The sequence below is a fragment of the Thermococcus sp. genome (assembly GCF_015521605.1).
Lineage (GTDB): Archaea > Methanobacteriota_B > Thermococci > Thermococcales > Thermococcaceae > Thermococcus.
On record NZ_WANV01000030.1, the window covers coordinates 198,713 to 222,337 of the forward strand.

Sequence of the window (23,625 nt, forward strand, 5' to 3'; positions counted from 1 at the left end):
TGTCATGCGACAGGGACTGTTCGGGGTCTGGGTTCGAGTTCCTCGGGGAGGTTTGCGAACCCGATTATCTGGTAGATGGCCGCCACGAGGAGAAAGATGAATCCGATGAGGATTATGGCGGTCAGCGCACCCCACCAGAGCCACTTGGCGGTGCTGTGAAATGCATCAACCCCTGTTATCTCGTACATTGCCTGCCACGCCTGTTTTGCGAAGTACACGCCTATTATCAGCACGGCCACGAACGCTATAAAGCCGGTGATAAGAATCCCAGTTCCAAAGAAGCTCAGCGGGTGCTCGAAGGGCCTCATTCCAATCATGGCTGCGTTGGATAGGGAGAACACTCCAATGATAATGAGTATCGCGGCCATTATCGACCCGGCAAAGGCTACTATGATCGAGTAGAGATAGTACTTGAACGGTCTGTCGTCCCCTATCTTGTCCCCGATCCCCTTCAAGGCGACAAGGATAAGTATCGCACCCACGAGCGATACCGTTCCGGTGAATATTCCAACGTACGGAACGACCCCTGTAAAACCCCCGACGAGAATGAGTACCGACCCCACAAGACCCAGAGTCCGCTCACTCCTTATGTCCACTCCCATAACGCCCACCGGAAGAATAATCTATGAAGTTCTAAAAAAGTTTACGATTGAAAAGAAAAAGATTGGATCACTCCTTCTTCTCCCCGGCCTTTTCGACGGGCCCAGCTTCCTTTTTCTCTGCCGGTTTCGGAGCGGGTTTGGCAGGAGTCGGCTTCTTGGGAGGTCTTATGCCGTAGCCGAGTATCTTGAACTTGAAGACGGTGCCGTCCCTGAGATGGTAGGTTACCTCCCTGGTCTCCTTGTTGAACTCTATCTTCTCAACCGGGAAGCGGTAGTCGCCGTACTCGTCCTGATATTTCCTGAACTCGTCCGGGTGTATGGGAACCCAGTCGAATATTTCAAGCTGCTCCTCCTGCCAGGTGGTGGTTATCATGAAGGTCTCAACGAAGCCCAGTGCTCCGGTTGGGCACACGTCAACGCAGAACTGGCAGTAGGTGCACCTTCCGTAGTCTATCTTGGGGTGCGGCCTCTTCTCCATCTGGCCGTCCTTTTCAAGCCAGGTCATTTCTATGGCCCTTGCCGGACATATCTGGCCGCAGAAGTTACAGCCGACGCACTTCTTCCAGTCAAGAGTGTGAAGACCGCGGTACTCCTTTGCGATCTGGGTCTTCTCCTGGGGTATCTTTATCGTGACCGGCTTCTTGAAGAGATACTTCAGACCCATCCACGGCTTGATGTACGAGGGCTTCTTCCTGATCTTGCTCTCCGGGGCGACCTTAAAATCGACCTCCATTCCCATCACCTGTCTATGTCCGGTGGGCAGTTGTCAAGGCTCACGAGTATCACGGGCACGTCGGCTATTCTCGCTCCGACGAGGAGCTGTTCGATGACCCTAATCCCATGGGATATGCTCGGCCCCCTGAGCTGCAGCCTGTACGGCTTGTTCTTTCCATCGCTGACGACGTAGGCGCCGAAGTCACCCTTTGTGCTCTCCACGTGCGCGAATGCATCCCCTGCGGGAACCTTGAACCTCGGCAGGTTCTTGAGCCTCGGGTCCTCGACCTTGTAGGGCCCGCTGGGCGGCCCCATGTCGAGGAGCTGTTCGAGTATGTAGAGATCCTGCTCCATCTCGTACCTCCTCACCATGACCCTCGCGAGGGCATCGCCGTCCCTCAGGACAGGCACCTCGAAGTCAAGTTCCGGATACAGGAGGTACGGGTCAACGCGCCTCACGTCGTAGGGGACTCCGGTGGCGCGGAGGTTTGGCCCGGTAACGCCCTCGTCGAGGGCAAACTTCCTGTCCATGACTCCTATTCCCTCAAGCCTCCTGTGGGTGATGTAGTTCTCGAAGAGTATCTCGTCGAAGTCGGGGAGCTTGCTCTTTATGTACTCCACGGTGTCCCTGAGGCGCCTCAGCCAGGCGTCACTCGGTATGTCCCTTCTGACTCCTCCGGGGATCGTGTATATGTGGTAGACCCTGGCCCCGGTGAGCTGTTCAAAGAGGGCCATGAACCTCTCACGATAGGCAGCAGCCCACTGGCCTGCAGTGTATACACCGAGCTTAAATGCCATACCCATCGTCCAGAACAGGTACGCTGAGACCCTTGCCATCTCAAGGACGGTTGTCCTGATCCACTGCGCCCTGTCCGGGACTTCCCAGCCGAGTATTTCCTCGACGGCCATTGAGTATATGACCTCTGGAACGTCGGGCTCGGGGACGCAGACCCTGAGGAGGAGGGCTATGTTCGTGTACCACGGCCTGTATTCGGCCAGCTTTTCGAACCCCCTGTGGAGGAAGCCGGGGTTGGCTATGGCCTTAACGACCCTGTTGCCGTCCATCTTGAGGATTATGCTGTAGTTCTCGGTCGCCATGTGCTGGGGTCCAAAGAACAACTCGTAAGTGTCCTTATCTATCGGGAGCAGTTCCATCCCGTTCTCCCTTGCCTCCTTAACAAGCTCGCTCTGTGAAACCATTACCCTCACCTCAGATTACGTAGGTGTCCTTATCCTCATCGAACCTGTCCAGTATCTTATACTTCCTCTTCACGTAGCCGAGCATGTCGAAGTCCTTCCTGTAGGAGAGCCCAGCCTCCTTGTCTTCCTCCTCCAGTATCCACGGCATATTCAGTTTGGGGTTGCCTTCAAAGACTACATGGAAGAACTCGTGGGCGTCCCTCTCGTAGGTCTCCGCTGCCGGCCAGATGTCCATGACGGTGGGCACCACCGAGTTGTCCCTGGGTACGGCGGTTCTCACGAAGGTGTGCGTCCTGTGGGTTATGCTGAAGACCTGGTAGATTAGCTCGATTTCTCCCCTGTCGGGCCAGTCAACGGCGGTTATCTGGAGGAGCAACTCGAAGTCGTTCTCCTTGAGGAGCTTGAGGAAGTCCCTTATCCTGTCGGAGGGAATCGTGAACTCTATTCTCCTCTCGCGTCTGACTTTCCCTTCCGCGTAGGGTGCCTTTTCAAGGATCTTGGTGACGAGGGCCTCGTAGTCAGTCATTCTTCTCACGCTCCTTTTCGACCCTCTTGAGGTCGTCCATTATCCAGGGAATCCATCTCTTGGCCTCCTTCTCACGCCATCCCTCTCCGAACAGCTCGTCCTGGTTCTTCTTGTACCACTCGTAGTTCTCCTTGTAGCGCTTCCAGCTGTCGGCCGTGCCGTTCTCAATCATCTCCATCATCTTGTTGATGCCCTCCATGACCGACTCGGGCCTCGGCATACAGCCGGCTATGTAAACGTCGACCGGAATGTAAGCGTCAAGCCTCTTGATGGCGTTGTAGGCGTCCCAGTAGATGCCTCCGTTGATGGTGCACGAGCCATGGGCCATAACGTACTTCGGGTCGGGCTGCATCTCGTAGGTAATGATTATCCTCTTGAGGGTCTTCGGCGTGACGTAGCCGGTGATGAGGAACAGGTCGGCCATTCTCGGGGCAGGGTTGGGCATCATTCCGAAGCGCTCCAGGTCGTATCTGGATGCCATGAGCGGCGGCATCTCTATACCGCCGCATCCGGTACAGAACGACACAATCCACATGCTTCTCTTCCTTGCGAACTCAATCAGCGGTTCCCACAGCTTCCAGTCCATCTCACATCACCTCACAGACTTGCAAGCACGGCTCCAAGCGCGGCTATTATCGTGGGCCACTTCCAGTAGAACTTGGCGGCCTGGTCGATGGTGAACCTCGGGAAGATGTTGCCGATGAATATTGCCACCATGAGCACCGCTATCTGCTTGACGAGGAGGATTCCGAGGCTGGCTATCGTGTTGAGTACTGGACTTGCGAAGGCAGTGACCACGGCACCTCCGAGGAAGATGTTGCTGAAGAACAGCGTCTCTGCGAAGAGGGCTATGGCGTGCTGTATCTGGAGGATTCCCATGTGCTTGCCGCCGAACTCGACCATTGGACCGAGGGATATTTCACCCGGTGCGATCATGATGTCGAAGGGCTCCTTTCCGAACATCGCTTGGAGGACTATGTCGTAGGCTATAGCCGCCAGCAGGAGGGGCACGTGGATTATGCTCCACCCGCTGACCTGCTGGGCCATGACTATCTGGTACGTGCTGAAGGTTCCGTAGAACTCGGCCAGGGCTACTATGGCAAAGCCGAGGGGCACCTGTATGGCGAGCAGCGTGAGCAGTGCACGCTGGGCACCGAGACCTGCCCACGGGTTTCCTGAGCTCATTGCGGCAAACATTATTCCGAGCATCGGTATCTCAAGCAGGAACGTGATGAGGATGAGGTCACCGTAGGCCCTGAGTATGCTGACGCTGCCTATCGGAATGAAAAACAGCGCCAGTATGGTCGCTCCGAGGGCGTAGATGATTCCGAAGTCGTAGATGAGGCCGTGGGTTATGTTGCTCTTCTTTGAGAGGAGCTTTATGGTATCGAGTATCGGCTGGTAGAGCGGCGGACCGACCCTTCTGTGTATTCTCGCTGACACCTTCCTTATGATGCCCATGAAGAGGAACCCTACGAAGGTCGCGTAAAGTAATAGGAAGAGGGCTTTCAGCGCAACTTCAAACATCCTTCACACCCCCCACATTGCCAGTATCAGGAGTATTATGGCCAGATACCAGGCATAGCTCTGGACGTTTCCATTGTAGATATAGTTCCTGAGGGTCTCGGCAAAGTCCTCAGCCGTCTTTCCAATGTCCTTGTAGAGCTTGTCGAAGCTTATCCTGAGCCAGAACGACAGCGCCTCCTTGAGCGGCAGGAAGAAGTTCCTCCTTATGGTGAGGTTGTAGTCCATGGTGACGGGGTTTCCTGCCTGGTAGGTGTCCGTGACCGGAACCCTCCTGACCTTTGCGCCGAGGAAGTATATTATCGCCGCTATCAGCAGGCCGATGACGAGCCAGATTGTGATGAGAAGTCCGTTGTACTTGCCGACACCGATGTCAAGCTCCCAGATGGTTCCGCCGATGACCTCCTTGCCTATTATCTTGTTGAGCTCTCCAGCAACGAGACCCGGGGCGATACCGAAGACCACGTTGAGCAAGGCGAGTATGCCCATGCCTATCGCAAGCGGGAGCGGGGCGTCTTTGACATCGTCGAGGTCAGTCGGCCTCTGTCCGAACCAGACAGCGTAGGTGAACCTGATGAGATAGACGAAGCCTATTGCGCTTCCAAAGAACACCATGCCGCCCAGTATGGGCATGTTCTGGCTTATCACAGCCTCTAATATCAGCCACTTGCTTGCGAAGCCGACGAGCGGCGGTATTCCTGCCAGGCTTAGGATTGCGACGAAGGCCATGGCGAAGGTTACTGGCATCTTCTCAGCCAGACCGCCCATGTCCTTGAACTCCGTCTTCCCGGTGCGGTATATTATCGTCGCCACGATGAGGAAGAACAGTCCCTTGAAGAGGGCGTGGCTTATGGCGTGGTATATGCCCGCCTCGATGCTGAGGGCGCTTCCAACGCCTATTGCGACGAGGATGTAGCCTATCTGGCTTATGCTGGAGTACGCGAAGAGCTTCCTGATGTCCTCCTGAAGGGCCGCCAGAAGACCACCCACGATTATCGTCAGGCCTCCGAGGAAGGCAATTATGTATCCGAAAGAGGGAACGCTCCTGAAGGTTCCGAACTCCGCCATGAGTCTGTAGCCCATCAGCATATAGAGGAGTATGAATCCATAAACGCCCGTCTTGCTGAGAACACCGCTGAACATCGCGGTGTAGCTCTGGTTGGTCTCACTGTAAGCGTCAGGTGCCCAGACGTGGAGCGGGAAGGTTCCCGCCTTAACGCCGAAGGCCACCAGGAAGAGCCCGAAGATGGCGGCCATATCGCCCCTGCTGAACAGGGTCTCTCCCCCGACCATGCCGAGGGCAGCGTCCTGTGCGAAGGCGTTGTAAACCTTGATAAAGCTGAAGGAACCGACCCTGGCGTAGATGATGCCTATTGCTATCAGCATGGCGTAGGCGCCTATGACGCTCAGGATGAAGTACTTGAGCGAGGCGGATTTGTTGTACTTGAGTACCATCATGAAGCTTCCGAAGGTCATGATCTCCCAGAATATGAAGAACGCCAGCAGGTCGTATGACAGGAATATTCCAAAGACACCTGTGAGGCTCATGAGGGCGAAAAGCCACTCGTAGCTGCTCCTTGAGGTCGAGGCCATGCCGAGCACCGCGGCCAGGCCAACGACGCCGGCTATCATGCCGAATACCCAGCTGAGCTGGGTCAGGGCAAAGTTAAACGTAAAGCCGGCAAAGTTGGCAGTGTACTGTATCATCTTTCCTGAGTCTATTGTCGGGTACAGGTAAATCAGGTACGAGAGGGGGATCACCGCACCCGCTATGCCAAACAGCTCCCGCACTATTTTGATGTCGAGCGCCCAGGCTATGACTCCCGCTATGAGGGGCGCAAAAATGATTACCAAGAGTTCGTTAATCATGCTCCCACCCCCATCAGTGGCACGTTCTTAATGTACTGGGCAACGTTGAAGATGTCGTTTCCGGCCTTCTGGGCAAGGCTCCATGCGTAGTCGGGGTATATCCCTATGACGACAACCAGGGCCGCGAGGAAGAGCACCATAAGGCCTATCGCCAGGTTCTCGTTTATTCTCTCCCCGTCTCCCTCGAACCATATGACGTGGAGCAGTCTGAAGTAATACACCGCCTCCACGACGCTTGCCGCCAGTACAAGTACCGCCGCCCAGGTATAGCCGACGTTAAGGGTGGCCAGGATTATTCTGACCTTGCTCCAGAATATGTTGAAGAGCGGTATTCCGACGGTGGCTATGGCGCCAACGGATATCGCGAAGGCCATGAGGGGCATTCTCCTGCCAAGTCCTCTGAAGTTCTCGATCTCCGCTCCTCCAAGGGTCATCGCAACGTAGCCCACGGCAAGGAAGAGCATGGCCTTCACAATGGCGTGGTTGACCATGTGGAAGACCCCGGCATCGACGCCGCTCGGAGTGCCGAGGGCAAAGGCGAGTGCAATGAGGCCGATCTGGGCGATACTGGAGTAAGCTATCATCCTCTTGACGTTCCTCTGCCTGAGTGCGGCGAGCTCGGCAACGATAACCGTGAGGGTTGCCAGTATAACGAGCAGTCTGAGGACCGAGTTCCAGCTTCCAACGTCCTGCATGAGGTACAGCAGTCTTGCCATTGCGTAAAGGCCTGCCTTGACGACGAAGGCCGAGAACATGGCCGTTATCGGGTGCGGTGCGGCCTGGTAAGCGTCGGGTGCCCAAGCGTTGAGCGGGAATATCTCAGCCTCAACAGCCAGGCCGAATATTATCAGGGCGAGTCCGACCTGCGCAACGGTCGGGTCCATTGTTGCGGCTAGCTGGGCTATCTGGGCCATATTGAGGGTTCCAAGGGAGCCGTAGATGAGGGCCACGCCTATGAGGAAGAAGCTTGAGCCTATCCCGCCGAGGACTATGTACTTCATTGAAGCCTCCGCGGCTTCGCCGGTCTTGTTGTAGGCCGTCAGAGCGTAGGCGCTGATTGCGGTTATCTCCATGAAGACGAAGAGGTTGAAGATGTCTCCCGTCGCTATCATGCCCGTTGCACCGAGCATGAGGAGCAGGAACAGCATGGCGTACTTGTCTATCGGCTCGACCTTGATGGCCTCAAGGCTGAAGACCGCCATCAGGAAGCTGACCGCGGCAACGATGAGCACGAACAGCGCCGCGAAGTGGCCGAAGTACAGGTTGATTCCAACGGGCGGCTTCCAGCCCCCGGCCATAACGATTATCGGCTGGCCGGTGGTGTACACCTGCTGGAAGACGAGCGCGGCTATTCCCGTCTGAAGGGCCGTGACTGCGATGAGGAAGTACTTGATGGCGTTCTTCCCGGCACCCTTCAGCAGGGGCACGAAGAACGCGCTGATGAGGGGTAACGCTATGAGCAGAGCGGCATACTGCCCGTTCATCCTCTCAACCTCCTTATCTCCTCAATGTTGAGTGTTCCGTACTTTTCGTAGATTAGAATGGCAACGCTAAGGGCCATGGCCGTGGTTGCGACGCCGATAACTATTGCGGTGAGCACGAGCGCCTGCGGGATTGGATCAACGGCCTGGTTCGGGCCGATGCCCTCACTCAGTATGGGCGCGCTCCTTCCGGAGACGTAGCCGATGCTGATGAGGAGAAGGTTGACCCCGGTTTCCATTATGCTCAGTCCAATGAGTATCTTGAGCAGGTTTTTCTTGACGAGGATGGCATAGAGACCTATCAGCACAAGGGCTATGGCCCCGAAGTAGTAAACGCTGATCATTCGCTCACCTCCTCCTTGATCATGCCGTCGATAATTCCGCTGAGCTCCGTGCCGACCTTGATTCCGATGATGGTGTAGATTATCGGTATGAAGCCGCCGCTGAGCAGCCGTCCGATGTTCCCGGTGCCGAAGTTCCATGTCTGCCATATCCAGTCAAAGAGGAAGTAGCCGCCTATCACGAGTCCGATGAGGCCGACAAGGACGTAGCCCATTCCAGCAAGCCCTTCGGTCTTCTCGAAGCCCCTGTGGGGTATCTCATAGGTTATGAACGCCAGGTAGAGCAACAGGAAGGCCGTCGCTATGGTGGCTCCACCGGGGAATCCTCCGCCCGGTGTGAGGTGTCCGTGAATGAAGATGTAGGCGCCGAATATCATCACGAAGGGCACAAGAAGTCTTGTCCCGGTTGTGAGGACTATTGAGCCCTCGGTCTTGGCGCTCCTCTTTTTCTTCCTCTTCCAGAGGAGTGCCCCAACGCCGGTTGATGCGATGAACAGGACGGTGACCTCACCGAGAGTGTCAAAACCACGGTAGTTGACAACAACGGCCGTTACCGCGTTAACTGCCCCAGTCTGCTGCTTTACATTGTCGAGGTAGTACTGTCCAACGAGCATCTTGTCCTGACCGAAGGGCACACCGGCCAGGCCCTGCGCGAGCCAGTAACCCACGATGAGGATGAGGATTATCGCAAGGAGGCGCTTCATCATTTTCACCACCTCACCCACCAGCCGGGCTTTTCTTCCTCCTCTGTCTCAAAGCGCTGGGTTCTCTTGATTGCGAAGATGAACACCGCCGCACTGAGCGCCGCGCCTATAGCAGCCTCCGTCATTGCAACGTCCGGTGCCTGAAGCATGAAGAACAACAGTGAGGCGAAGAGGCTTACCGCCGCCATTCCCACGGCAGCCGCCAGCAGGTCCCTCCACTCGACCGCGAGTACCGCGGAGACCACCATTATGCCAACTATGAGGTATTCGATGAGTGTTACACCGTTCATTCCTCACCACCCTCCTTTGTGGGAGTTTCATCGGGGTTCTCGGGTGAGCCGGCCTCCTTTTCCTTTGCTTCCAGGTGCTCCCTATACCTGTCAACGACACTGCCCTCCCAGAGGGGTATGCCGCTCCTGTAGGCGGCCCTTATGAGCGCGTGGGCGCTTATCGGGTTCGTGAGCAGGAGGAAGACGGCTATGACTATTGTCTTTGTGAGCCAGGGGATGCTTCCGAAGTCTGTTCCAAGGGCCCAGATGCCGACACCGATGATAACGCCGAGAGAGCCTAAGGTGGCGCTCTTGGTGGCCGTCTGCATTCTGTTGTAGACGTCGGGCATTCTGATGAGGCCCAGGGATGAGAGTATGTAGAAGAACGTTCCGAGGAGAACCAAGATTTCGCCGATAACAGTGAGCGCGTTCATAGGCCTCCCTCCATGTAGCGTGCGAAGGCTATGACTCCTCCAAAGGCGAGTATCGCGTAAACGAGCGCAACATCGAGGAATATCATTCTCCCGTAGTACAGCGCGAAGAGAACCATCAGTCCGGTGGTGATGGTCGTCATGATGTCAACCGCAACGAGCCTGTCGACGGTGGTCGGTCCCCTGAAGACCCTGTACATGCTGAGAAGCGTCGCTATGGCTATAAGCACGAGATAAACGTTTATCCCTATCATCCGAAGATCACCCTCAGGAACTTTTCAAAGGGCTCGGTTATGTTCCTAGATGCGCCCTCGACGCTTGAATCTTTGACGTCTATCCAGTGTATGAAGTACCTGTCCCCATCGACGTCGAGGGTTATGGTTCCCGGCGTCAGGGTGATTGAGTTGGCAAGGCTGAGCTTTCCAACGTCGCTCTTGAGAACGGTTCTGCACTCAACGATCCCCGGGTTTATGGGCCTCTTGGGGTGCAGAACCCTGTACGCCACGTCGAGGTTTGCCATTATCATTGCCCACAGAAAGTACGGGATGTAGGCTATTGCATAGGCGATCCTCTTGGGGTTGAGGTTTGCAAGGCCGTTGGTGGTGAATATCTCGTAGGTGAACGCACCGACGATGAGTGCCAGTAGCAGGCCGAATCCTAGCTCCTGTGGATCCAAACTGGCCGTTAGAAACAGCCATATCAGGAACAGTACGATAACCGTGTACAGGTAGCGGCTTATCTTGCTTGCTTCTCCCATTCAGCAACCCTCCACAGGTTGATGGAAGTGCGCCCCACAGAGTTAAGCGAAGCTAATTTTTGGTTTAAAACAATTGCTTATAAACGTTACCTACGAAGAACAAAGGTTTAAAACGTTTGGTTAAAATAGAGGCACCAGATTTGTTCTCTGATGTTAAAAAGGGTTCCTCATGGCGCATGGCTTGATAGGAGTCTCAAAGTCCCCAAATTTGGTTACAGTGAGTGTGAAAAATTGAGGGAAATTTCAATCAAAAAGAAGAGGTAGGTCAGTAGATGGATATCCTCTTGACACCCTCAAGCTTGGAGAGCTCGTTGATTAGGTCGCCAGGAATTGGTTTCTCCGTGATTATTGTGAGCGTTGCCTCGGGGTAGAGTTCCGGATCCTCTGCGACTACCTGGATTATGTTGATGTCCCTCTCCGCTATCTTCTGGGCGATCTTCGCGAGTATGCCTATCGCCCTCGGTTCCGGCTCGATCTCGATGACGCCGTAGCCGACGTGCCTGCCGACGTACTTCATGTGAACCGTCGGCTCAAGGTTTATGTATATCTCCTTCAGCTCGGGTATCTTGAGTATCATTCCCACGGTTTCCTTGACAACGCGTCTGTCAACGTCGAGGGCCTTCGCAATCTTCGTGTAGGGAACCTCTATATCACCGGCCTTGATCTTCATATCATCGGAAACCCGAAGGCCGTACTTAAGGAGCGTCTTGGCGATCTGCTTCCTCACGGGATACTCGTCAAAGTAATGCTCGATCTTTCCCCACATTACCTATCACCCACACTAGTCCATCACTAGACTGTTTAATTCAATAATATTAAAATGTTTCCATGCCCGCATGACTCCAAAAGGCCTCTCCTTAAAAACCTTTGGGCGGGAAGGGGCATGGACGCCCCACTGATGGACGGATTTTTTATCCATCGGCGGATTTTTAAAATCTCCGCTAAATCCGCAAATATGATCGAGGTCAGGCTCCCCCATACACGTTTCGAGGACATGGGCGAGAACATCAGGCTCATATGGCGCGAGACCCTCTATGCGGAGTTTGAAAAAAGAGAGCTCTCCAGAGTCATCAAAAGGAAGTACCGCGTGTCACCGGAGATAACGGTGAAAGACGGGGTTATGGTTGTCCATACCGACTATCCGGATGTGGAGAAGTACATCGCAATCTACATCCAGAACAACCTTGGCAACTTGCTGAAGAACCTTCACACCGGCAGGAAGGTTCTCTACATCCATGAGGGTATGGACGTCCCCCTTCTCGGCTACAACGCCTTCGGGCTGATCGATCGGGGCACGAATCTGATACAGGTTCGTGGTGCCAGCGGCTGCAACCTTAGCTGCGTCTTTTGCTCTGTCGATGAAGGGCCGTATTCAAGAACGAGGAAGCTCGACTACGTTGTTGACATAGACTACCTGATGAAGTGGTTCGATGAGGTTGCGAGGATAAAGGGCAAGGGCCTTGAGGCCCACCTTGACGGGCAGGGAGAGCCGCTGATCTATCCCTTCCGGGTAGAGCTCGTTGAAGCTCTGAGGGAGCACCCCAACGTCTCCGTAATCTCTATGCAGAGCAACGGCACGTTGCTGAACGACAAACTCGTCGAGGAGTTGGCCGAAGCGGGCCTTGATAGGGTGAACCTATCGCTCCACTCCCTCGATCCTGATAAGGCGAAGATGCTCATGGGAATGAAAAACTACGACCTACAGCACGTTCTCGACATGGCGGAGGCTCTGGTTAACGCGGGAATAGACGTTCTTCTGGCCCCCGTCATAATATTCGGAATCAACGATGACGAGGCCGAGGCTTTTATCGAGTTCGCCCGGAAAATAGGGGCTGGAAAGCGCTGGCCGGCTTTGGGCTTCCAGAACTACATCCCCTACAAGTTCGGAAGGAACCCCACGATCGCCAGGCTCGTCCCATTCAAGGAGTTCTACGCGTGGCTCAGAAAGCTTGAGGAGAAAACCGGGATGAGGCCCCTCGTCCTTAAGCCGAAACACTTCGGCATGGAAAGGAGAGAGTTCATACCTCTCGCCTTCAGGCCGGGGGAGATAGTTAAGGCCGAGGTAGTTCTGCCCGGCAGAATACAGGGTGAGATGCTTGCCAAAGCCAGAAACAGGCTCATAGAGGTCATCAACACCGACGCAAGGATCGGGGACAGGATTAAAGTCAGGATAGTCAGGACGAGGCACGGGATTTACATTGGAACCCCTGTTTAGGTCTCACAACTTTGATAACTAATATATAGTCCTTCCACACATCGTTCTGTCATGACTCCAAAAAGTTTAAATTTTCGGCGCCGATGAGTTAACCGGGGAGCGTGATGAGGAAAGTCTACGCTGTCGTCTTAGTCCTGGTAGTCCTTTCGTTCACTTTCTACTTCGGCAACTTTTTCATGGCCAGGCCGGAAACCCACACAAGTGCCCGAACCGGGAGCATGAAAAGCGTCAACGCGACATTTAACGACGGATTCTGCGTTTATCCTGACTCTCCCCTTGGAAAGATGGTTGCGGAGGAGCTCAGGGGCAGGGGGTACAAGGTGCTCCTGCTCAGTGCCCCGGTTGAGTGCGACGGTCAGTTCCTGGCTGTCTGGGTTAAATGGTTCAACGTCAGCTATTCCCCTGTACTTGCGAGGGGTCACGTACGGGTAATCGCAGTCTATTCAAGCGCCGGCGACCCGACACACTACCTCAGGTACAGGAACGCCACAGACGGGACGGCGGCACTGATGGATTTTGAAGATACCCAAATACCCCAGTTTCAGGCTTACGTTCTTGTTGATGTCTCCGATGAGTCCAGGGGAATCATCGGCCTCAGGGGGTATCAGGATTACCTCATGAGGGAGGCGGCAAAAGCTGTCGTTGGGAACATCAAACACGTGACGGACGGTGAGGCTGGATGAACCGCCAGGGGATAACCCTAGCGCTCCTCATCGTCGTGGTTTACTCATTTGTCTTTTACTTCTCCTTTTCAACCAGCGTCTCCTGGAAGTCGAGGGGCGAGTTTGACCACCTGGCCAACGTTACCATCCGGGGAAGGGTAGTCGTGGACATGCCCATTGAGCTTGAGCTGATCTCAGGCGTTTCTCCAGAGCTTGACTACCACGGGCAATCTGAGGGCTCTCTGAAGGCCGCCATAATGAAGGTTCTGGAATCGGAGAACCTCTCCCCAGAGTTCTCACACGTGAGACCCGTCATCGTCTTTCCGGGTGGAGGACTGCCCTCAAGGATAAACGACTCTGTGGTCATCATTTTTGTCCCGTTCTACGGGCACGAGAACAAGGTCTTTTACGAAAACTGCTACGCGAGCATCCTGGTTTACATGAGCTCCAGCGGTGACGTTGGGAGCTACCTTTCAGTGGAGGAAAGATACTCCGGGGATTCAAGCAAAACCGATGACCTGCAGTATTTTGCTGTCGACCTTTTCCGCACCGCCAAAGCAAGGGCTGACCTCGATGGGAGCCCTTATTCGCTGAAGGTTGTCTACTGGAACGTCCTTGAGGTGAGGCGCGGCAAGCTGGCCGATAAGAGCTGTTGGAGTGTTATGGCCGGCGAGGTTGGGAATGAAATCGAGGAATGGGCACGAACCCTCAGGCCCTCAGATGAACCTTGAACTCCTGACCCTCAGCTCTCCCCTATCGTGGAGTTTCAGCAATATTTCCACTATCCTCTCCCCGGCCTTCCCGTCGCCGAAGGGATTCGGTGCCCCGGCCATTCTTCTGTAGAACTCCCTTTCCTCAATGAGTTTCTGGAGGTAGTGGATAGCCCTATTCTTCTCCAGGCCAACGAGGACGTTACCGCCGGCCTTCACAGTTTCCGGTCTCTCCGTGTTGTAGCGGAGAGTGAGACAGGGGACGCCGAGGATTATGCTCTCCTCCTGTATTCCACCGGAGTCCGTCATTACCACGAAGGCGTTCTTCTCCAGCTTGAGGAAGTCGAGGTAGCCGAGGGGCTGCGTTATGATCAGGTTCTTGATCGAGCCTGCCCTCTCCCAGAGGCCGAACTCCTTCAGCCTGTTCCTCGTGCGCGGGTGCATGGGGTAGATTGCCCTCATTGGGAGGGCCTCAAGTATTTCAATGAGCTTTGTGAGGTTTTCCATGCTGTCCGTGTTCTCGGCCCTGTGGGCGGTTATCAGGATGTACTCCTTTGGTTTAAGGCCGAACCTCTCAAGGACGTCGCTCTTTCTTTCCGCTATCTCCGAGTTCTGAAGAACGGCATCAACTATCGTGTTGCCTACGACGTAAACACCCTCGGTTATTCCCTCCCTCTCAAGGTTCCTCCTCGCCTCCTCCGTTGGGGCAAAGAGCACCTCGCTTGCATGGTCTGCCAGGATTCTGTTTATCTCTTCGGGCATTGTCCTGTCAAAGCTCCTTAATCCTGCCTCAACGTGGGCCACGGGTATCCTCAGTTTGACGGCTGCCAGAGCACCTGCCAAAACAGTATTGGTGTCGCCCTGGACGAGCACCACATCGGGTTTTTCGTTCACCAGAACCTTTTCAATCTTTATCATGGCCGTCCCGGTCTGCTCCGCCTGTGTGCCTGAGCCGACCTCAAGGTGATAGTCGATTCCATCGAGCTCAAGCTCCTCCAGGAAAACCCTGCTCATCTCGTAGTCGTAGTGCTGTCCCGTGTGGATGAGAAGTGGCCTGACACCCCTTTCCTCGAACGCCCGTATGACCGGTGCCAGCTTTATTATCTCCGGCCTCGTTCCAAAGACGAAAGCCGGCCTCAATACTCTCCCCTCCCGACACCCCTGAATATGAAGCCCCGCGGCGGCTCATCGACGATATGCCTTCCGTCCACTAGAATCCGGGTTCTCATCAGCCGGCCTAACCTCTCCCAGTCTAGGGACTTGAAAGCGGTGTGGTCCGTGGCTATAACGACTGCGTCCGCTCCTCTGATAGCGTCCTCAAGGTTCTCGTGGGTTCCTCCCACGAAGGGGTCGTAGGTTCTTATCTCGGCGACGTTGTCCCTTATACTCTCGATGAAGGCGAAGGCCGGCGAGTTTCGCGTGTCGTCGCTGTTGCCCTTGTAGGCCAGGCCGAGAACCGCAACAACGGCTCTATCCGGGGGGATGTTGGCCTCTTCAAGGGCGCTGAGCAGGAGTTCCCTCGTGAGCAGGGGCATCGAGTCGTTTATCTCCCTTGCCAGTCTAATCAGCCCAAAGTCCCTCTCGGCAGGCCAGACGAGGAGATGCGGATCCTTCGGAAGGCAATGTCCACCAACCCCTATGCCCGGCACATGGATCCTGACCCTCGGATGGGTGTTGGCCAGCTCTATGGCCTCGAAAACGTCTATCCCATACTGGTGAGCGAGGAGGGCGAACTCATTGGCGAGGGCTATGTTAACGTCACGGAAGGTGTTCTCCATGAGCTTGACAACTTCGCTGACGGTTGAGCTCGTTTTGAACGTCTGTCCTTTGACAAATGACCGATACAGTCTCTCGGCCAGTTCGGCGCTTTCGGGGGTTATCCCTCCAAAAATCCGTGAGTTGTAAACCAGCTCTTTGAATATCCTGCCGGGCATTACCCTCTCGGGCGCATGAACCATATAAAAGCCCTCACCCGGCCGGAGTCCGCTTATTTTTTCAACCACCTCGGCCATCCTGACCGTTGTGAGCGGTGGAACAGTGCTCTCAATTATTATGAGCGACCCCTTTTTCATGGCCTTCGCAACGGTCTCAACGGCATTCTGGAGGTACTCCAGATTCGGGGTTTTATCCTCCTTGAGGGGGGTCTGGACGCATATTATGTAAACGTCCTTGTTTCTGATGTCTTCCGGGTCGGAAGTTGCGCGAAGGGCTCCGTTATCAATTGCCTTTTTGAGGAGATTATCTATCTCGGGCTCAACTATGTGGGCCCTTCCCGAGTTTATCTTCTCAACGACATCTTTCCGTATTTCATAGCCCGTAACGTGGAAACCTGCATTGGCGAACATTATGGCCGTCGGAAGACCGATGTATCCCAGGCCGATCACCGCTATCTCTGCTTTCCTGCTTTCTATTTTCTCCAGCATGCCCTTCACCCATTACCCTAGTGCCATCCCTGAATAAAAGTCTTTTCCAGAAAACGATTTCTGGCCGGGTTTCCGGGATGTGTACGATTTTGGGGCACTTCCCCGGTGGTTTCGTTCTTCCGCTGAGATGCTGTCCTGTAATGTCCTCAATTTCATCGAAAGAAAGCGTTCTAAACGTTCGTTCGCTTCAAAACGGTATGAAAAAACTTTGAAAAGAAGGCTTCACAATCGTTTTTGGGAAAGCCTTATATTGAACAGAGTTGTCCAGTAAATTGGTGGATGAAATGAGGGTATGGATTGACATCACGAACGCTCCTCACGTTCACTTTTTCAAGGGTATAATAAAGGAGCTTGAAAAGGCCGGTCACGAGGTTCTCGTCACTACGCGGGAGTTCGATGGGTTAACCGGTATTCTGGACATGTTTGGAATTGACTACTACGTGGTCGGGAAGCACGGCGGTGCAACGCTTGAGGGAAAGCTCCTGGCGAGCACCGAGAGGATGTACAAGCTCTCCAAGCTCATCATTGAAGAAAAGCCGGATCTAGCCCTTTACAAGCACTCCGCCGAGGCACCAAGGGTCGCCTTCGGTCTTCAGATACCCTCCGTCGGTTTCGTTGATAACGAAACGGCCGTTGCACAGAACAAGCTGATCCTTCCCTACACCACGCTCCTCCTGTATCCGACGGCTATAGACGCATACGAGCTCCTCAGATGTGGTGCCGATCCCAACGGCATGCGCCCGGTTAAGGGCTTCTCCGAGCTTGCACACCTCTACGGCTTCCTTCCCAGCAGAACTGTCCTGAGAGAACTCGGGATAAAGCCCCGGGAGTACATAGTCATGCGCACCGAACCGATAAAGGCCAACTACTTCAACGGGCCGCCAAAGAGCGTGCTTGAGGACGTTATCCCTCTTCTCCCTGAGATCCCCATAGTTCTCTTCCCCCGTACGGAGGAGCAGAGAAAACACTTCGAACGCTTCGAGAACGTGATAATGCCTGAAAGACCCGTTGACAGCCTCAGCCTGCTCTACTATGCCAGGCTCATGATAGGCGCCGGGGGGACGATGAACAGGGAGGCCATAGCCCTCGGAACCCCGACGATTTCAACCTATCCCGGAAGGCTGCTGGCCGTTACAAAGTGGCTCGTGGAGAAGGGCCTGAAGTTCCACTCGACCGATCCGGTGAAGGTCGCCAGGATGGCGGAGCGCATGATGGATATGAACGGAAGCTACCGCGCCTACATAAGAAGCGTCGTAAGCGGCTTTGAGAACCCCATGGACGTCATCCTCCGGGAGATAGAGACCTACGAGGAGTTCGGAACCTTCATGACAATGAAAATGGAGGAATCATCCGACCCCGGCAACGCGCGGGGTTACGTAAGCCTCAACAACGGCCGCCACAAGGAGGAGCAGCACTGAAAGTGCGAAGAGCTTTAACGCCTTTACTGCCCCCCTTTTGAACCGCTCCCCCGTCTCTCCCTCGCCCTTTATTATCTCACGGTACCAGACTATGCCCGAGACCCCCGCGAGCGCTATCGCTGGTATTTCAATGATTCCGTGGGGTACCAGACCCAGGATTATCTGGGGGAATGAAAGCTCCCCGCTCTCCTGAACGGCCCTAACAACGAGACCGACCATGAAACCGTTGAACGCCATTATCAGCCATGGCCCCAGACCAAAGAAAAGGCCCGAGAGGAGCATGAAGAGTGCCACCATCGAGTTGTTGGTGAATATCTTGAGGAAGTTCTCAAAGCTGGAATCCGAGAGGGGGCCTATCTGTTCGGCCAGCTTTTTGACGGCATCAAAGGCCGCTCCGGGATTTCCAGCGGCGAAGATGTATCCGACGAAGGAAGCCGCGAGAAATACGAGGAGCAGGTAGCCAAAAGTCTTTCTGGGAACCTCCACGTTGAGCCTGGGCATACCCTCACCTCACTCTTTGAGGGCGTTCTTGAGGGCTATCTTGAAGTCCTCAACGTTGATGTAGGGCATCTCTATGTCCATCCTCACAGCGAAGAACTCGTCTATAATCTGCTCCAGTTCTTCGAGTTTGTGCCCCTCAAGTTTCTTTTCAAGCTCCTGGACGGCCTCCTCGGGATGCATAAAGAAGTCTCCGGTGATCTTGACGTGCTCGGCTATACCCTCCCTCTCGTCGAACTCTATTCTTATCAGACCCTTTCTGGCCTTGTGCTCTCCAACGTGGTGCTTCATACCCATCCCCAAAGTAAATGGTTCGGAGAACTTTTTAAAGGTTGGGTATAAGTGGTTGCGGTGGTGGGAATGGGATACGCTCAGGTTAAGGAGAAGATCAAGCTCATCCTCCAGGAAACTCTGAAAGAAATGCTGGACGAGGCTGGAAAAGAGTGGGAAGGTGAGATAACGTTCGACGACACTCCAAGCATCGAGCTTGGGGACTTCGCAACAACGGTTTCTTTCCAGCTGGCGAGGGTTTTCAGGAGGGCACCGAAGCTCATCGCCGAAGACATCGTTGAAAGGCTCAAGGAGAAACTCCCGGAGGAAATCTCCGAAGTCAAGGCCGTGAACGGCTACATAAACTTCTATCTGAACTACAATGTCTTCGGCAGGAACCTCGTTCGCGAGATACTTGAGGAAGGGAACGCCTACGGGGAGGGTAATGTTGGGGCAGGAAAGAAGGTCATCGTTGAACACACCTCGGTGAACCCAACAAAGCCCCTCCACATGGGACACGCCAGGAACGCGGTACTCGGCGACACGATGGCGAGGATAATGAGGAAGCTCGGCTATACCGTCGAGGTTCAAAACTACATAGATGACCTCGGCGTCCAGTTTGCCCAGGTTCTCTGGGGCTATCTCCATCTAAAAGACGAGTTTGAGAGGCTTGAGGCGGAGCTGAGAGAGAAGGGGCTGAAGGAGGACTTCATAGACCATGTTATGGGCCTGCTATACGTCGAGGTCAACAAGCGCATAGAGGAGAACCCGGAGGTTGAGGGGGAAGTCCGCGAGCTGATGAAGAAGCTGGAAGAGGGGAACAACGAGATAGCGGAAATCGGGAGGAAGCTGGCCGAGAGGGTGGTTAAGGCCCAGATGCTGACAACCTACCGCATGGGCATAGCCTATGATCTGCTCAGCTGGGAGAGCGACATAATGCGGAGCGGCATATTTGACGAGGCCTACGAACTCATCGAGGCCAACGAGAACTTCTTCTGGGCCACGGAGGGCAAGTACAAAGGGGCCTTTGTGATGGACCTCAGGAGGCTCTTCCCGGACATGAAGAACCCCTTCCTCGTCCTCAAGAGGAGCGACGGAACTGCCACATATACTGGCAAGGACATAGCATATCACCTCTGGAAGTTCGGAAAGGTAAGTGCCGACATGCTCTACAAGTCGTGGGACAGGCGCGGCAACCACGAGACCTGGACGACCGCCCCCGACGGGAAGGAAATGCCCGGAAAGTTTGGAAGGGCCGATATAGTCATAAACGTCATCGGTGCCGAGCAGAAGCACCCCCAGATGGCTATAAAGTACGCCCTCCAGCTCCTTGGCTTTGAGGAGAGTGCGGAGAACTTTCACCACCTCGCTTACGAGCACGTAGTGAGGCCCGAGGGCAAGTTCTCGGGCAGGAAGGGAACCTGGGTCGGCTTCACGGTTGATGAGGTTCTCAGTGAGGCCGTCCAGAGGGCGAGGGAGCTGGTGGAGGAGAAGAACCCCCGCTTAGGCGAGGAGGAGAAGGAGAGAATAGCAGAGGCCGTTGGCGTTGGAGCGGTTCGCTTTAACCTCGTCAAGTACAGCCCGGACAAGATAATAACCTTCCGGTGGGAGGATGTCCTCAACTTTGAGGGGGAGAGCGCTCCGTACGTCCAGTACGCCCACGCGCGCTGTGCCTCAATCCTCAGGAAGGCCGGCGAGAGGGGCATAGAGACAGCCCCGGAGGCGCTCCTTGAGAGGGCGGACTTTTCACGGCTCACCTACAGGGAAAAAGAACTGGTGAAGCTCCTCGCAAAGTTCCCGGAGATTGTGGAGCAGGCCGGCAGGGACGTCAAGCCCCATCTGATTCCATGGTACGCCAACGAGCTCGCTTCGCTTTTCAACAAGTTCTACATGGACCATCCGGTGCTCAAGGCTGAAGAGGGCATAGTGGAGGAGAGGCTGCTACTCGTGCTTGCGGTAAAGCAGGTTCTCAGGAATGCTCTCGAACTGCTCGGTATAGAAGCGCCGGATAGGATGTGATCCGGCGTTTTAAACTCCATTCTATATTCTTCCCTATTTCCTAAAACTCCCGGAACCCTAAAATACCCCCTATCCCAAAACCTCTCGGTGGTTCCATGCGTGGTGTTATAGTGCCCCTTGTAACGCCTTTCAACGAGGATTACTCCATCGACGTTCCAGCCCTTGAGGAGCATCTTGAGTTTCTCCAGACTGTCGGTGTTCATGGAATATTCATAAACGCAACAACGGGGGAGTTCACTAGCCTCAGTGTCGAGGAGAGGAAGTTTCTGGCTGAGAGAGGCAGGGAATTCGTCAAATCGACATTCTACCTCGTCGGCACCGCGTCCTCCGACACCTTTGAGGTCATTGAGCTTACGAAGCACGCCCAGGATATCGGGGCGGATTACGTTGTCATAGCCCCGCCGTACTACTGTCCCCTCAACGATGACGCATTGTTCAGGCACTATTCGATGATAGCCGAGAAAACGGATATTCCCATCATACTCTACAACATACCCTCCTGCGCCAATCCCCTCAGCGTTTCCCTCATCAAACGCCTCGCCGTGGAGTACTCGAACATCGCCGGCGTAAAGGAGACGATAGACAGCGTGAACCACATCAGGGACGTAATTCTGGACGTCAAGGGGGAGAGGATGGACTTTATGGTGTTCACCGGCCTCGATCAGCACTTCCTGAACACGCTGATCCTTGGAGGGGACGGGGGCATAATGGCCTGCGCCAACTTTGCCCCGGAGGTTCATCTGGCTCTTTACAAGGCATTCCAGGAAAGGCGGTTTGAAGAAGCCTTCGAGCACGCGAGAAGACTGGCAAAGCTGTCGAGGGTCTACGACATCGCGTCATCCTTCGGCTCGGCGATAAAGCTCGCAATGTCGCTCAGGGGATTCTCGATAAAGCCCGTCCTGAGGCCTCCCTACATGATGGACGGGGAGGAGGTAAAGGAGGGGATAAGAAAACTGCTCGCCGAGGTGCTGGGTTGAGTTCATTGAATCTTGTACCTGAGGAAGGCTCCGAGACCGCCGAAGGCCTTGTAGAACTGCTGGCCTTCGTCCGTGTCGAGGGAGATTATCTCCACATCAGAGCCGCTCTCTTCCGCCATTTTTATGAACTCCTCCGCCACATCCCACTTTTCAAAGTTTATGTTCTGGCTGCCGCACTTTGGACAGTGGGTGAGCTTCTTCTTGTACACGTGGAACTCCTGCTCGCTCATGGTCTTCTCTTCCTGCCAGCCGCAGTTGTTGCATTTTGCCCTGACCCTGACCTTATCGTATCCCTCGCTTATCAGGAGCGTGTCAACGGCGCCGAGCTCAAGGGCTTTTCTGACCTCCTTTTCACCGTAGGTTATCATCCCAGTGTCCTTGACGAGATGCCTGAAGAAGTTCTGTATAAGGTGCCTCTCCTTGACGGCTTCGTGGTCTCTGAGTATGTCACTGGCCTTCTCTACGAGCTCCCTGAGTCCGTACTCGCCGTGATAGCTTATGTCCACGACGCCGATTACCTTCTTCCTCAGCTCGTGGTGGAGGTAGTCACCATCAACGAACTCCTCCTTGGTTGGTCCGGGCCCACCGATGATTATGCCCCTGAGCTCTCCCTTCTCAAGGAGGGGGAGGAACGCTTTGTTGGCGTGTTCGCCTATGCGCTTCATGAACTCGTGGGTCTCCTGCTCGCGGATCCTCTCGTAACGCCTCGCGGACTGGCCTCCTGCGCGGGTCTTTCCGGGGACGTTGGAGGTCAGCTCATCAATGACGTCAATGCGCTTTCCGCGGAGGAGGCCTATCGTTGCCTCGTTTTTCTCAACGGTTATGAGGCCGTATGCGTCCTTGACACGGAGCATTTCCTCAAGGGGCTCCGTCACAAACGTCTGGTCACATCGATACAGCCTGACCTTTAGCGGCTCCGGTGGAACGATGGCCCAGAGTTTTATATCGCTGACACCCTCCTGTTCACTAACGTTGCCGACGAAGAGGGCAAGGCCGTTCTCAGGGGTCTTGCGATAGAGCTTGAGGTGCTGCATGGCTCTTTCAAGGGCCCCAAGGACGTTCTTTCTGGTTGACTTGGATTTTATGTTCTGGGCAGTTCCGTACTCCTCCCTGAGCTGCTGCATTACCTTGTTTATGTCATAGCCGGCTGGAATGTACAAACTAACCAGCTCAGTAGCACGACCTCGATAGCTCTTCAGCTCATCAACCTTCTTCTTCAACTCATACATTTCAGCTGACTTGTGAGACATGATCATCACTCCCCAAGAATCCTCTCCCGCACGAAGAAAAAGTGAGGAATTTATAAAAGTTTAGGAAATGTGGGTTAAAACCAGGATATTACTATGAGGGCTATCACGCCCAGAATGCCGCCTATTGCCACCACCAGGACGTTTAACGCAGTTAACGGTACATTCGAGAGGCCAATCCAGTTCGTGAACCACAGAATTATCAGGCCGACTATTGCATTGCCCACAAGGTATCGGATTATTCTGAGCCCAACCTTGACCACCAGTAATACGGCCAAGAACAGGAAAAACAGGAACAGCAGTTCTGCTATCATGATATCACCACAGGTTCTTGAGATCGAACTTCTTTATTAACTTTTTGTAAAAACTTGAACGAAAGCTAAAATAAATAAAAGGAATTCCAAATCACGAAAGTTTTTCGAGAGTCTCTTTTGCTATCTCTCCAAGGGGAACCCACTTCTTGCCTTCGAATGGGAGTATAACCTTATCTTCAATGCTGACAAGCTCTTCAATGTACTCCTTGGCCTCGACTGCGCCCATCTCCCCCAGAAGCATCAGCGCGAATCCCTTGGTGTTCTTGTCTCCTTCCCTCAGTTCGTTTATAAGGTCGTTGACTATGGTATCCTTGAGGTCCAATACTTTGCCAGGAAATCTGCGAGCGATTTCGTAGGATAGGATCATGGCATTTTCTTTTACGTAGGGGTTCCTGTTTTTGGTCAGTTCAATGGCCTTTGGGAGTATCTTCCCTACGTGGGGCTCGATAACGTC

Annotated in this window: 27 protein-coding genes and 1 pseudogene; 6 read left to right on the forward strand and 22 right to left on the reverse strand. The window is 54.3% G+C overall.

Annotation, left to right across the window (positions count from 1 at the left end; all coding sequences use genetic code 11):
• Positions 1–2: 2 nt before the first annotated feature.
• From F7C11_RS06955 to F7C11_RS07025, 15 genes are all read right to left on the reverse strand, one after another.
• Positions 3–602 carry a DUF996 domain-containing protein gene (locus F7C11_RS06955; protein ID WP_297092345.1) on the reverse strand — a complete coding sequence of 200 codons (600 nt, stop codon included), beginning with the start codon at positions 600–602 and terminating at the stop codon, positions 3–5.
• Between the two features lie 67 nt (positions 603–669).
• Complete coding sequence (nuoI, locus tag F7C11_RS06960) at positions 670–1,335, reverse strand: NADH-quinone oxidoreductase subunit NuoI (RefSeq protein ID WP_297092347.1); 666 nt, start codon at positions 1,333–1,335, stop codon at positions 670–672.
• A gap of 5 nt (positions 1,336–1,340) precedes the next feature.
• Positions 1,341–2,516 (reverse strand): NADH-quinone oxidoreductase subunit D, encoded by a 1,176-nt coding sequence (locus F7C11_RS06965; protein ID WP_297092236.1) that lies wholly within the window; start codon positions 2,514–2,516, stop codon positions 1,341–1,343.
• 10 nt (positions 2,517–2,526) lie between these two features.
• Entirely contained in the window at positions 2,527–3,042 is a 516-nt protein-coding gene (locus tag F7C11_RS06970) for an NADH-quinone oxidoreductase subunit C (protein WP_297092350.1), read from the reverse strand.
• Positions 3,035–3,628: an NADH-quinone oxidoreductase subunit B family protein gene (locus F7C11_RS06975; RefSeq protein WP_297092239.1), complete on the reverse strand. Its 594-nt coding sequence runs from the start codon at positions 3,626–3,628 to the stop codon at positions 3,035–3,037. The genes F7C11_RS06970 and F7C11_RS06975 overlap by 8 nt, the downstream gene beginning before the upstream one ends.
• An 11-nt stretch (positions 3,629–3,639) precedes the next feature.
• On the reverse strand, positions 3,640–4,569 hold the full coding sequence (locus tag F7C11_RS06980; protein WP_297092241.1) for a respiratory chain complex I subunit 1 family protein: 930 nt from the start codon (positions 4,567–4,569) through the stop codon (positions 3,640–3,642).
• A gap of 3 nt (positions 4,570–4,572) precedes the next feature.
• Positions 4,573–6,432 carry a proton-conducting transporter membrane subunit gene (locus F7C11_RS06985; RefSeq protein WP_394354844.1) on the reverse strand — a complete coding sequence of 620 codons (1,860 nt, stop codon included), beginning with the start codon at positions 6,430–6,432 and terminating at the stop codon, positions 4,573–4,575.
• Complete coding sequence (locus F7C11_RS06990) at positions 6,432–7,919, reverse strand: proton-conducting transporter membrane subunit (protein WP_297092245.1); 1,488 nt, start codon at positions 7,917–7,919, stop codon at positions 6,432–6,434. The genes F7C11_RS06985 and F7C11_RS06990 overlap by 1 nt, the downstream gene beginning before the upstream one ends.
• Positions 7,916–8,260 (reverse strand): NADH-quinone oxidoreductase subunit K, encoded by a 345-nt coding sequence (locus F7C11_RS06995; protein ID WP_297092246.1) that lies wholly within the window; start codon positions 8,258–8,260, stop codon positions 7,916–7,918. The genes F7C11_RS06990 and F7C11_RS06995 overlap by 4 nt, the downstream gene beginning before the upstream one ends.
• A complete protein-coding gene (locus F7C11_RS07000; RefSeq protein WP_297092352.1) occupies positions 8,257–8,964 on the reverse strand; it encodes a Na(+)/H(+) antiporter subunit B in 708 nt (235 codons plus the stop codon). The genes F7C11_RS06995 and F7C11_RS07000 overlap by 4 nt, the downstream gene beginning before the upstream one ends.
• A gap of 2 nt (positions 8,965–8,966) precedes the next feature.
• Complete coding sequence (locus F7C11_RS07005) at positions 8,967–9,251, reverse strand: DUF4040 domain-containing protein (protein ID WP_297092248.1); 285 nt, start codon at positions 9,249–9,251, stop codon at positions 8,967–8,969.
• Complete coding sequence (mnhG, locus tag F7C11_RS07010; RefSeq protein ID WP_297092251.1) at positions 9,248–9,664, reverse strand: monovalent cation/H(+) antiporter subunit G; 417 nt, start codon at positions 9,662–9,664, stop codon at positions 9,248–9,250. Before mnhG ends, F7C11_RS07005 begins: the two co-directional genes overlap by 4 nt.
• Positions 9,661–9,915 (reverse strand): monovalent cation/H+ antiporter complex subunit F, encoded by a 255-nt coding sequence (locus F7C11_RS07015; protein ID WP_297092253.1) that lies wholly within the window; start codon positions 9,913–9,915, stop codon positions 9,661–9,663. The genes mnhG and F7C11_RS07015 overlap by 4 nt, the downstream gene beginning before the upstream one ends.
• A complete protein-coding gene (locus tag F7C11_RS07020) occupies positions 9,912–10,418 on the reverse strand; it encodes a Na+/H+ antiporter subunit E (RefSeq protein WP_297092255.1) in 507 nt (168 codons plus the stop codon). The genes F7C11_RS07015 and F7C11_RS07020 overlap by 4 nt, the downstream gene beginning before the upstream one ends.
• A gap of 265 nt (positions 10,419–10,683) precedes the next feature.
• Positions 10,684–11,184, reverse strand: a complete 501-nt coding sequence (locus F7C11_RS07025; protein WP_297092258.1) for a regulator — start codon at positions 11,182–11,184, stop codon at positions 10,684–10,686.
• A gap of 189 nt (positions 11,185–11,373) precedes the next feature.
• On the opposite strand from F7C11_RS07025, the gene F7C11_RS07030 reads away from it, so the two are divergent.
• From F7C11_RS07030 to F7C11_RS07040, 3 genes are all read left to right on the forward strand, one after another.
• A complete protein-coding gene (locus F7C11_RS07030; protein ID WP_297092260.1) occupies positions 11,374–12,633 on the forward strand; it encodes a radical SAM protein in 1,260 nt (419 codons plus the stop codon).
• 104 nt (positions 12,634–12,737) lie between these two features.
• Positions 12,738–13,316, forward strand: a complete 579-nt coding sequence (locus F7C11_RS07035) for a hypothetical protein (RefSeq protein ID WP_297092261.1) — start codon at positions 12,738–12,740, stop codon at positions 13,314–13,316.
• Positions 13,313–14,026, forward strand: a complete 714-nt coding sequence (locus F7C11_RS07040; RefSeq protein WP_297092263.1) for a hypothetical protein — start codon at positions 13,313–13,315, stop codon at positions 14,024–14,026. The genes F7C11_RS07035 and F7C11_RS07040 overlap by 4 nt, the downstream gene beginning before the upstream one ends.
• Here the strand turns inward: F7C11_RS07040 and wecB are convergent.
• Together wecB and F7C11_RS07050 are read right to left on the reverse strand one after the other, a co-directional pair.
• Positions 14,012–15,145, reverse strand: a complete 1,134-nt coding sequence (gene wecB, locus F7C11_RS07045; RefSeq protein ID WP_297092265.1) for a non-hydrolyzing UDP-N-acetylglucosamine 2-epimerase — start codon at positions 15,143–15,145, stop codon at positions 14,012–14,014. The genes F7C11_RS07040 and wecB overlap by 15 nt on opposite strands.
• Positions 15,142–16,428, reverse strand: a complete 1,287-nt coding sequence (locus F7C11_RS07050) for a UDP-N-acetyl-D-mannosamine dehydrogenase (RefSeq protein ID WP_297092354.1) — start codon at positions 16,426–16,428, stop codon at positions 15,142–15,144. The genes wecB and F7C11_RS07050 overlap by 4 nt, the downstream gene beginning before the upstream one ends.
• A 284-nt stretch (positions 16,429–16,712) precedes the next feature.
• On the opposite strand from F7C11_RS07050, the gene F7C11_RS07055 reads away from it, so the two are divergent.
• Entirely contained in the window at positions 16,713–17,846 is a 1,134-nt protein-coding gene (locus F7C11_RS07055; RefSeq protein ID WP_297092356.1) for a DUF354 domain-containing protein, read from the forward strand.
• Here the strand turns inward: F7C11_RS07055 and F7C11_RS07060 are convergent.
• Both F7C11_RS07060 and F7C11_RS07065 read right to left on the reverse strand, forming a co-directional pair.
• Entirely contained in the window at positions 17,775–18,347 is a 573-nt protein-coding gene (locus tag F7C11_RS07060) for a stage II sporulation protein M (protein WP_297092267.1), read from the reverse strand. The two genes, F7C11_RS07055 and F7C11_RS07060, sit on opposite strands and share 72 nt — an antisense overlap.
• Positions 18,348–18,356: 9 nt before the next feature.
• The gene (locus F7C11_RS07065) at positions 18,357–18,635 is read right to left on the reverse strand and encodes a lipoate protein ligase C-terminal domain-containing protein (protein ID WP_297092358.1); all 279 of its coding nucleotides are present in this window, start codon (positions 18,633–18,635) and stop codon (positions 18,357–18,359) included.
• A 69-nt stretch (positions 18,636–18,704) separates the two neighbouring features.
• Between F7C11_RS07065 and F7C11_RS07070 the strand changes: the two genes are divergently transcribed.
• Positions 18,705–20,633: an arginine--tRNA ligase gene (locus tag F7C11_RS07070; RefSeq protein WP_297092360.1), complete on the forward strand. Its 1,929-nt coding sequence runs from the start codon at positions 18,705–18,707 to the stop codon at positions 20,631–20,633.
• A 95-nt stretch (positions 20,634–20,728) separates the two neighbouring features.
• On the forward strand, positions 20,729–21,610 hold the full coding sequence (locus F7C11_RS07075; protein ID WP_297092269.1) for a dihydrodipicolinate synthase family protein: 882 nt from the start codon (positions 20,729–20,731) through the stop codon (positions 21,608–21,610).
• 2 nt (positions 21,611–21,612) lie between these two features.
• On the opposite strand, the gene prf1 is transcribed toward F7C11_RS07075, so the two are convergent.
• From prf1 to F7C11_RS07090, 3 genes and pseudogenes are all read right to left on the reverse strand, one after another.
• On the reverse strand, positions 21,613–22,860 hold the full coding sequence (gene prf1, locus F7C11_RS07080; protein WP_297092271.1) for a peptide chain release factor aRF-1: 1,248 nt from the start codon (positions 22,858–22,860) through the stop codon (positions 21,613–21,615).
• A gap of 74 nt (positions 22,861–22,934) precedes the next feature.
• Positions 22,935–23,171, reverse strand: a complete 237-nt coding sequence (locus F7C11_RS07085; protein ID WP_297092273.1) for a pro-sigmaK processing inhibitor BofA family protein — start codon at positions 23,169–23,171, stop codon at positions 22,935–22,937.
• A gap of 91 nt (positions 23,172–23,262) precedes the next feature.
• Positions 23,263–23,625 (reverse strand): annotated as a pseudogene (locus F7C11_RS07090) (hypothetical protein); the annotation flags it as partial.

Excerpts from the sequence above, each read along its gene's own strand:
- F7C11_RS06990 (WP_297092245.1), bottom strand. The coding sequence starts at position 7,919 with ATGAACGGGCAGTATGCCGCTCTGCTCATAGCGTTACCCCTCATCAGC.
- mnhG (WP_297092251.1), bottom strand. The coding sequence starts at position 9,664 with ATGAACGCGCTCACTGTTATCGGCGAAATCTTGGTTCTCCTCGGAACG.
- F7C11_RS06995 (WP_297092246.1), bottom strand. The coding sequence starts at position 8,260 with ATGATCAGCGTTTACTACTTCGGGGCCATAGCCCTTGTGCTGATAGGT.
- F7C11_RS07055 (WP_297092356.1), top strand. The coding sequence starts at position 16,713 with ATGAGGGTATGGATTGACATCACGAACGCTCCTCACGTTCACTTTTTC.
- nuoI (WP_297092347.1), bottom strand. The coding sequence starts at position 1,335 with ATGGAGGTCGATTTTAAGGTCGCCCCGGAGAGCAAGATCAGGAAGAAG.
- F7C11_RS07060 (WP_297092267.1), bottom strand. The coding sequence starts at position 18,347 with ATGCCCAGGCTCAACGTGGAGGTTCCCAGAAAGACTTTTGGCTACCTG.
- prf1 (WP_297092271.1), bottom strand. The coding sequence starts at position 22,860 with ATGTCTCACAAGTCAGCTGAAATGTATGAGTTGAAGAAGAAGGTTGAT.
- F7C11_RS06980 (WP_297092241.1), bottom strand. The coding sequence starts at position 4,569 with ATGTTTGAAGTTGCGCTGAAAGCCCTCTTCCTATTACTTTACGCGACC.
- F7C11_RS06970 (WP_297092350.1), bottom strand. The coding sequence starts at position 3,042 with ATGACTGACTACGAGGCCCTCGTCACCAAGATCCTTGAAAAGGCACCC.
- F7C11_RS07085 (WP_297092273.1), bottom strand. The coding sequence starts at position 23,171 with ATGATAGCAGAACTGCTGTTCCTGTTTTTCCTGTTCTTGGCCGTATTA.
- F7C11_RS06965 (WP_297092236.1), bottom strand. The coding sequence starts at position 2,516 with ATGGTTTCACAGAGCGAGCTTGTTAAGGAGGCAAGGGAGAACGGGATG.
- F7C11_RS07075 (WP_297092269.1), top strand. The coding sequence starts at position 20,729 with ATGCGTGGTGTTATAGTGCCCCTTGTAACGCCTTTCAACGAGGATTAC.
- F7C11_RS07025 (WP_297092258.1), bottom strand. The coding sequence starts at position 11,184 with ATGTGGGGAAAGATCGAGCATTACTTTGACGAGTATCCCGTGAGGAAG.
- F7C11_RS07005 (WP_297092248.1), bottom strand. The coding sequence starts at position 9,251 with ATGAACGGTGTAACACTCATCGAATACCTCATAGTTGGCATAATGGTG.
- F7C11_RS07020 (WP_297092255.1), bottom strand. The coding sequence starts at position 10,418 with ATGGGAGAAGCAAGCAAGATAAGCCGCTACCTGTACACGGTTATCGTA.
- F7C11_RS06955 (WP_297092345.1), bottom strand. The coding sequence starts at position 602 with ATGGGAGTGGACATAAGGAGTGAGCGGACTCTGGGTCTTGTGGGGTCG.
- F7C11_RS07030 (WP_297092260.1), top strand. The coding sequence starts at position 11,374 with ATGATCGAGGTCAGGCTCCCCCATACACGTTTCGAGGACATGGGCGAG.
- F7C11_RS07050 (WP_297092354.1), bottom strand. The coding sequence starts at position 16,428 with ATGCTGGAGAAAATAGAAAGCAGGAAAGCAGAGATAGCGGTGATCGGC.
- F7C11_RS07040 (WP_297092263.1), top strand. The coding sequence starts at position 13,313 with ATGAACCGCCAGGGGATAACCCTAGCGCTCCTCATCGTCGTGGTTTAC.
- F7C11_RS07000 (WP_297092352.1), bottom strand. The coding sequence starts at position 8,964 with ATGATGAAGCGCCTCCTTGCGATAATCCTCATCCTCATCGTGGGTTAC.
- F7C11_RS07070 (WP_297092360.1), top strand. The coding sequence starts at position 18,705 with ATGGGATACGCTCAGGTTAAGGAGAAGATCAAGCTCATCCTCCAGGAA.
- F7C11_RS07065 (WP_297092358.1), bottom strand. The coding sequence starts at position 18,635 with ATGAAGCACCACGTTGGAGAGCACAAGGCCAGAAAGGGTCTGATAAGA.
- F7C11_RS06975 (WP_297092239.1), bottom strand. The coding sequence starts at position 3,628 with ATGGACTGGAAGCTGTGGGAACCGCTGATTGAGTTCGCAAGGAAGAGA.
- F7C11_RS07035 (WP_297092261.1), top strand. The coding sequence starts at position 12,738 with ATGAGGAAAGTCTACGCTGTCGTCTTAGTCCTGGTAGTCCTTTCGTTC.
- F7C11_RS07015 (WP_297092253.1), bottom strand. The coding sequence starts at position 9,915 with ATGATAGGGATAAACGTTTATCTCGTGCTTATAGCCATAGCGACGCTT.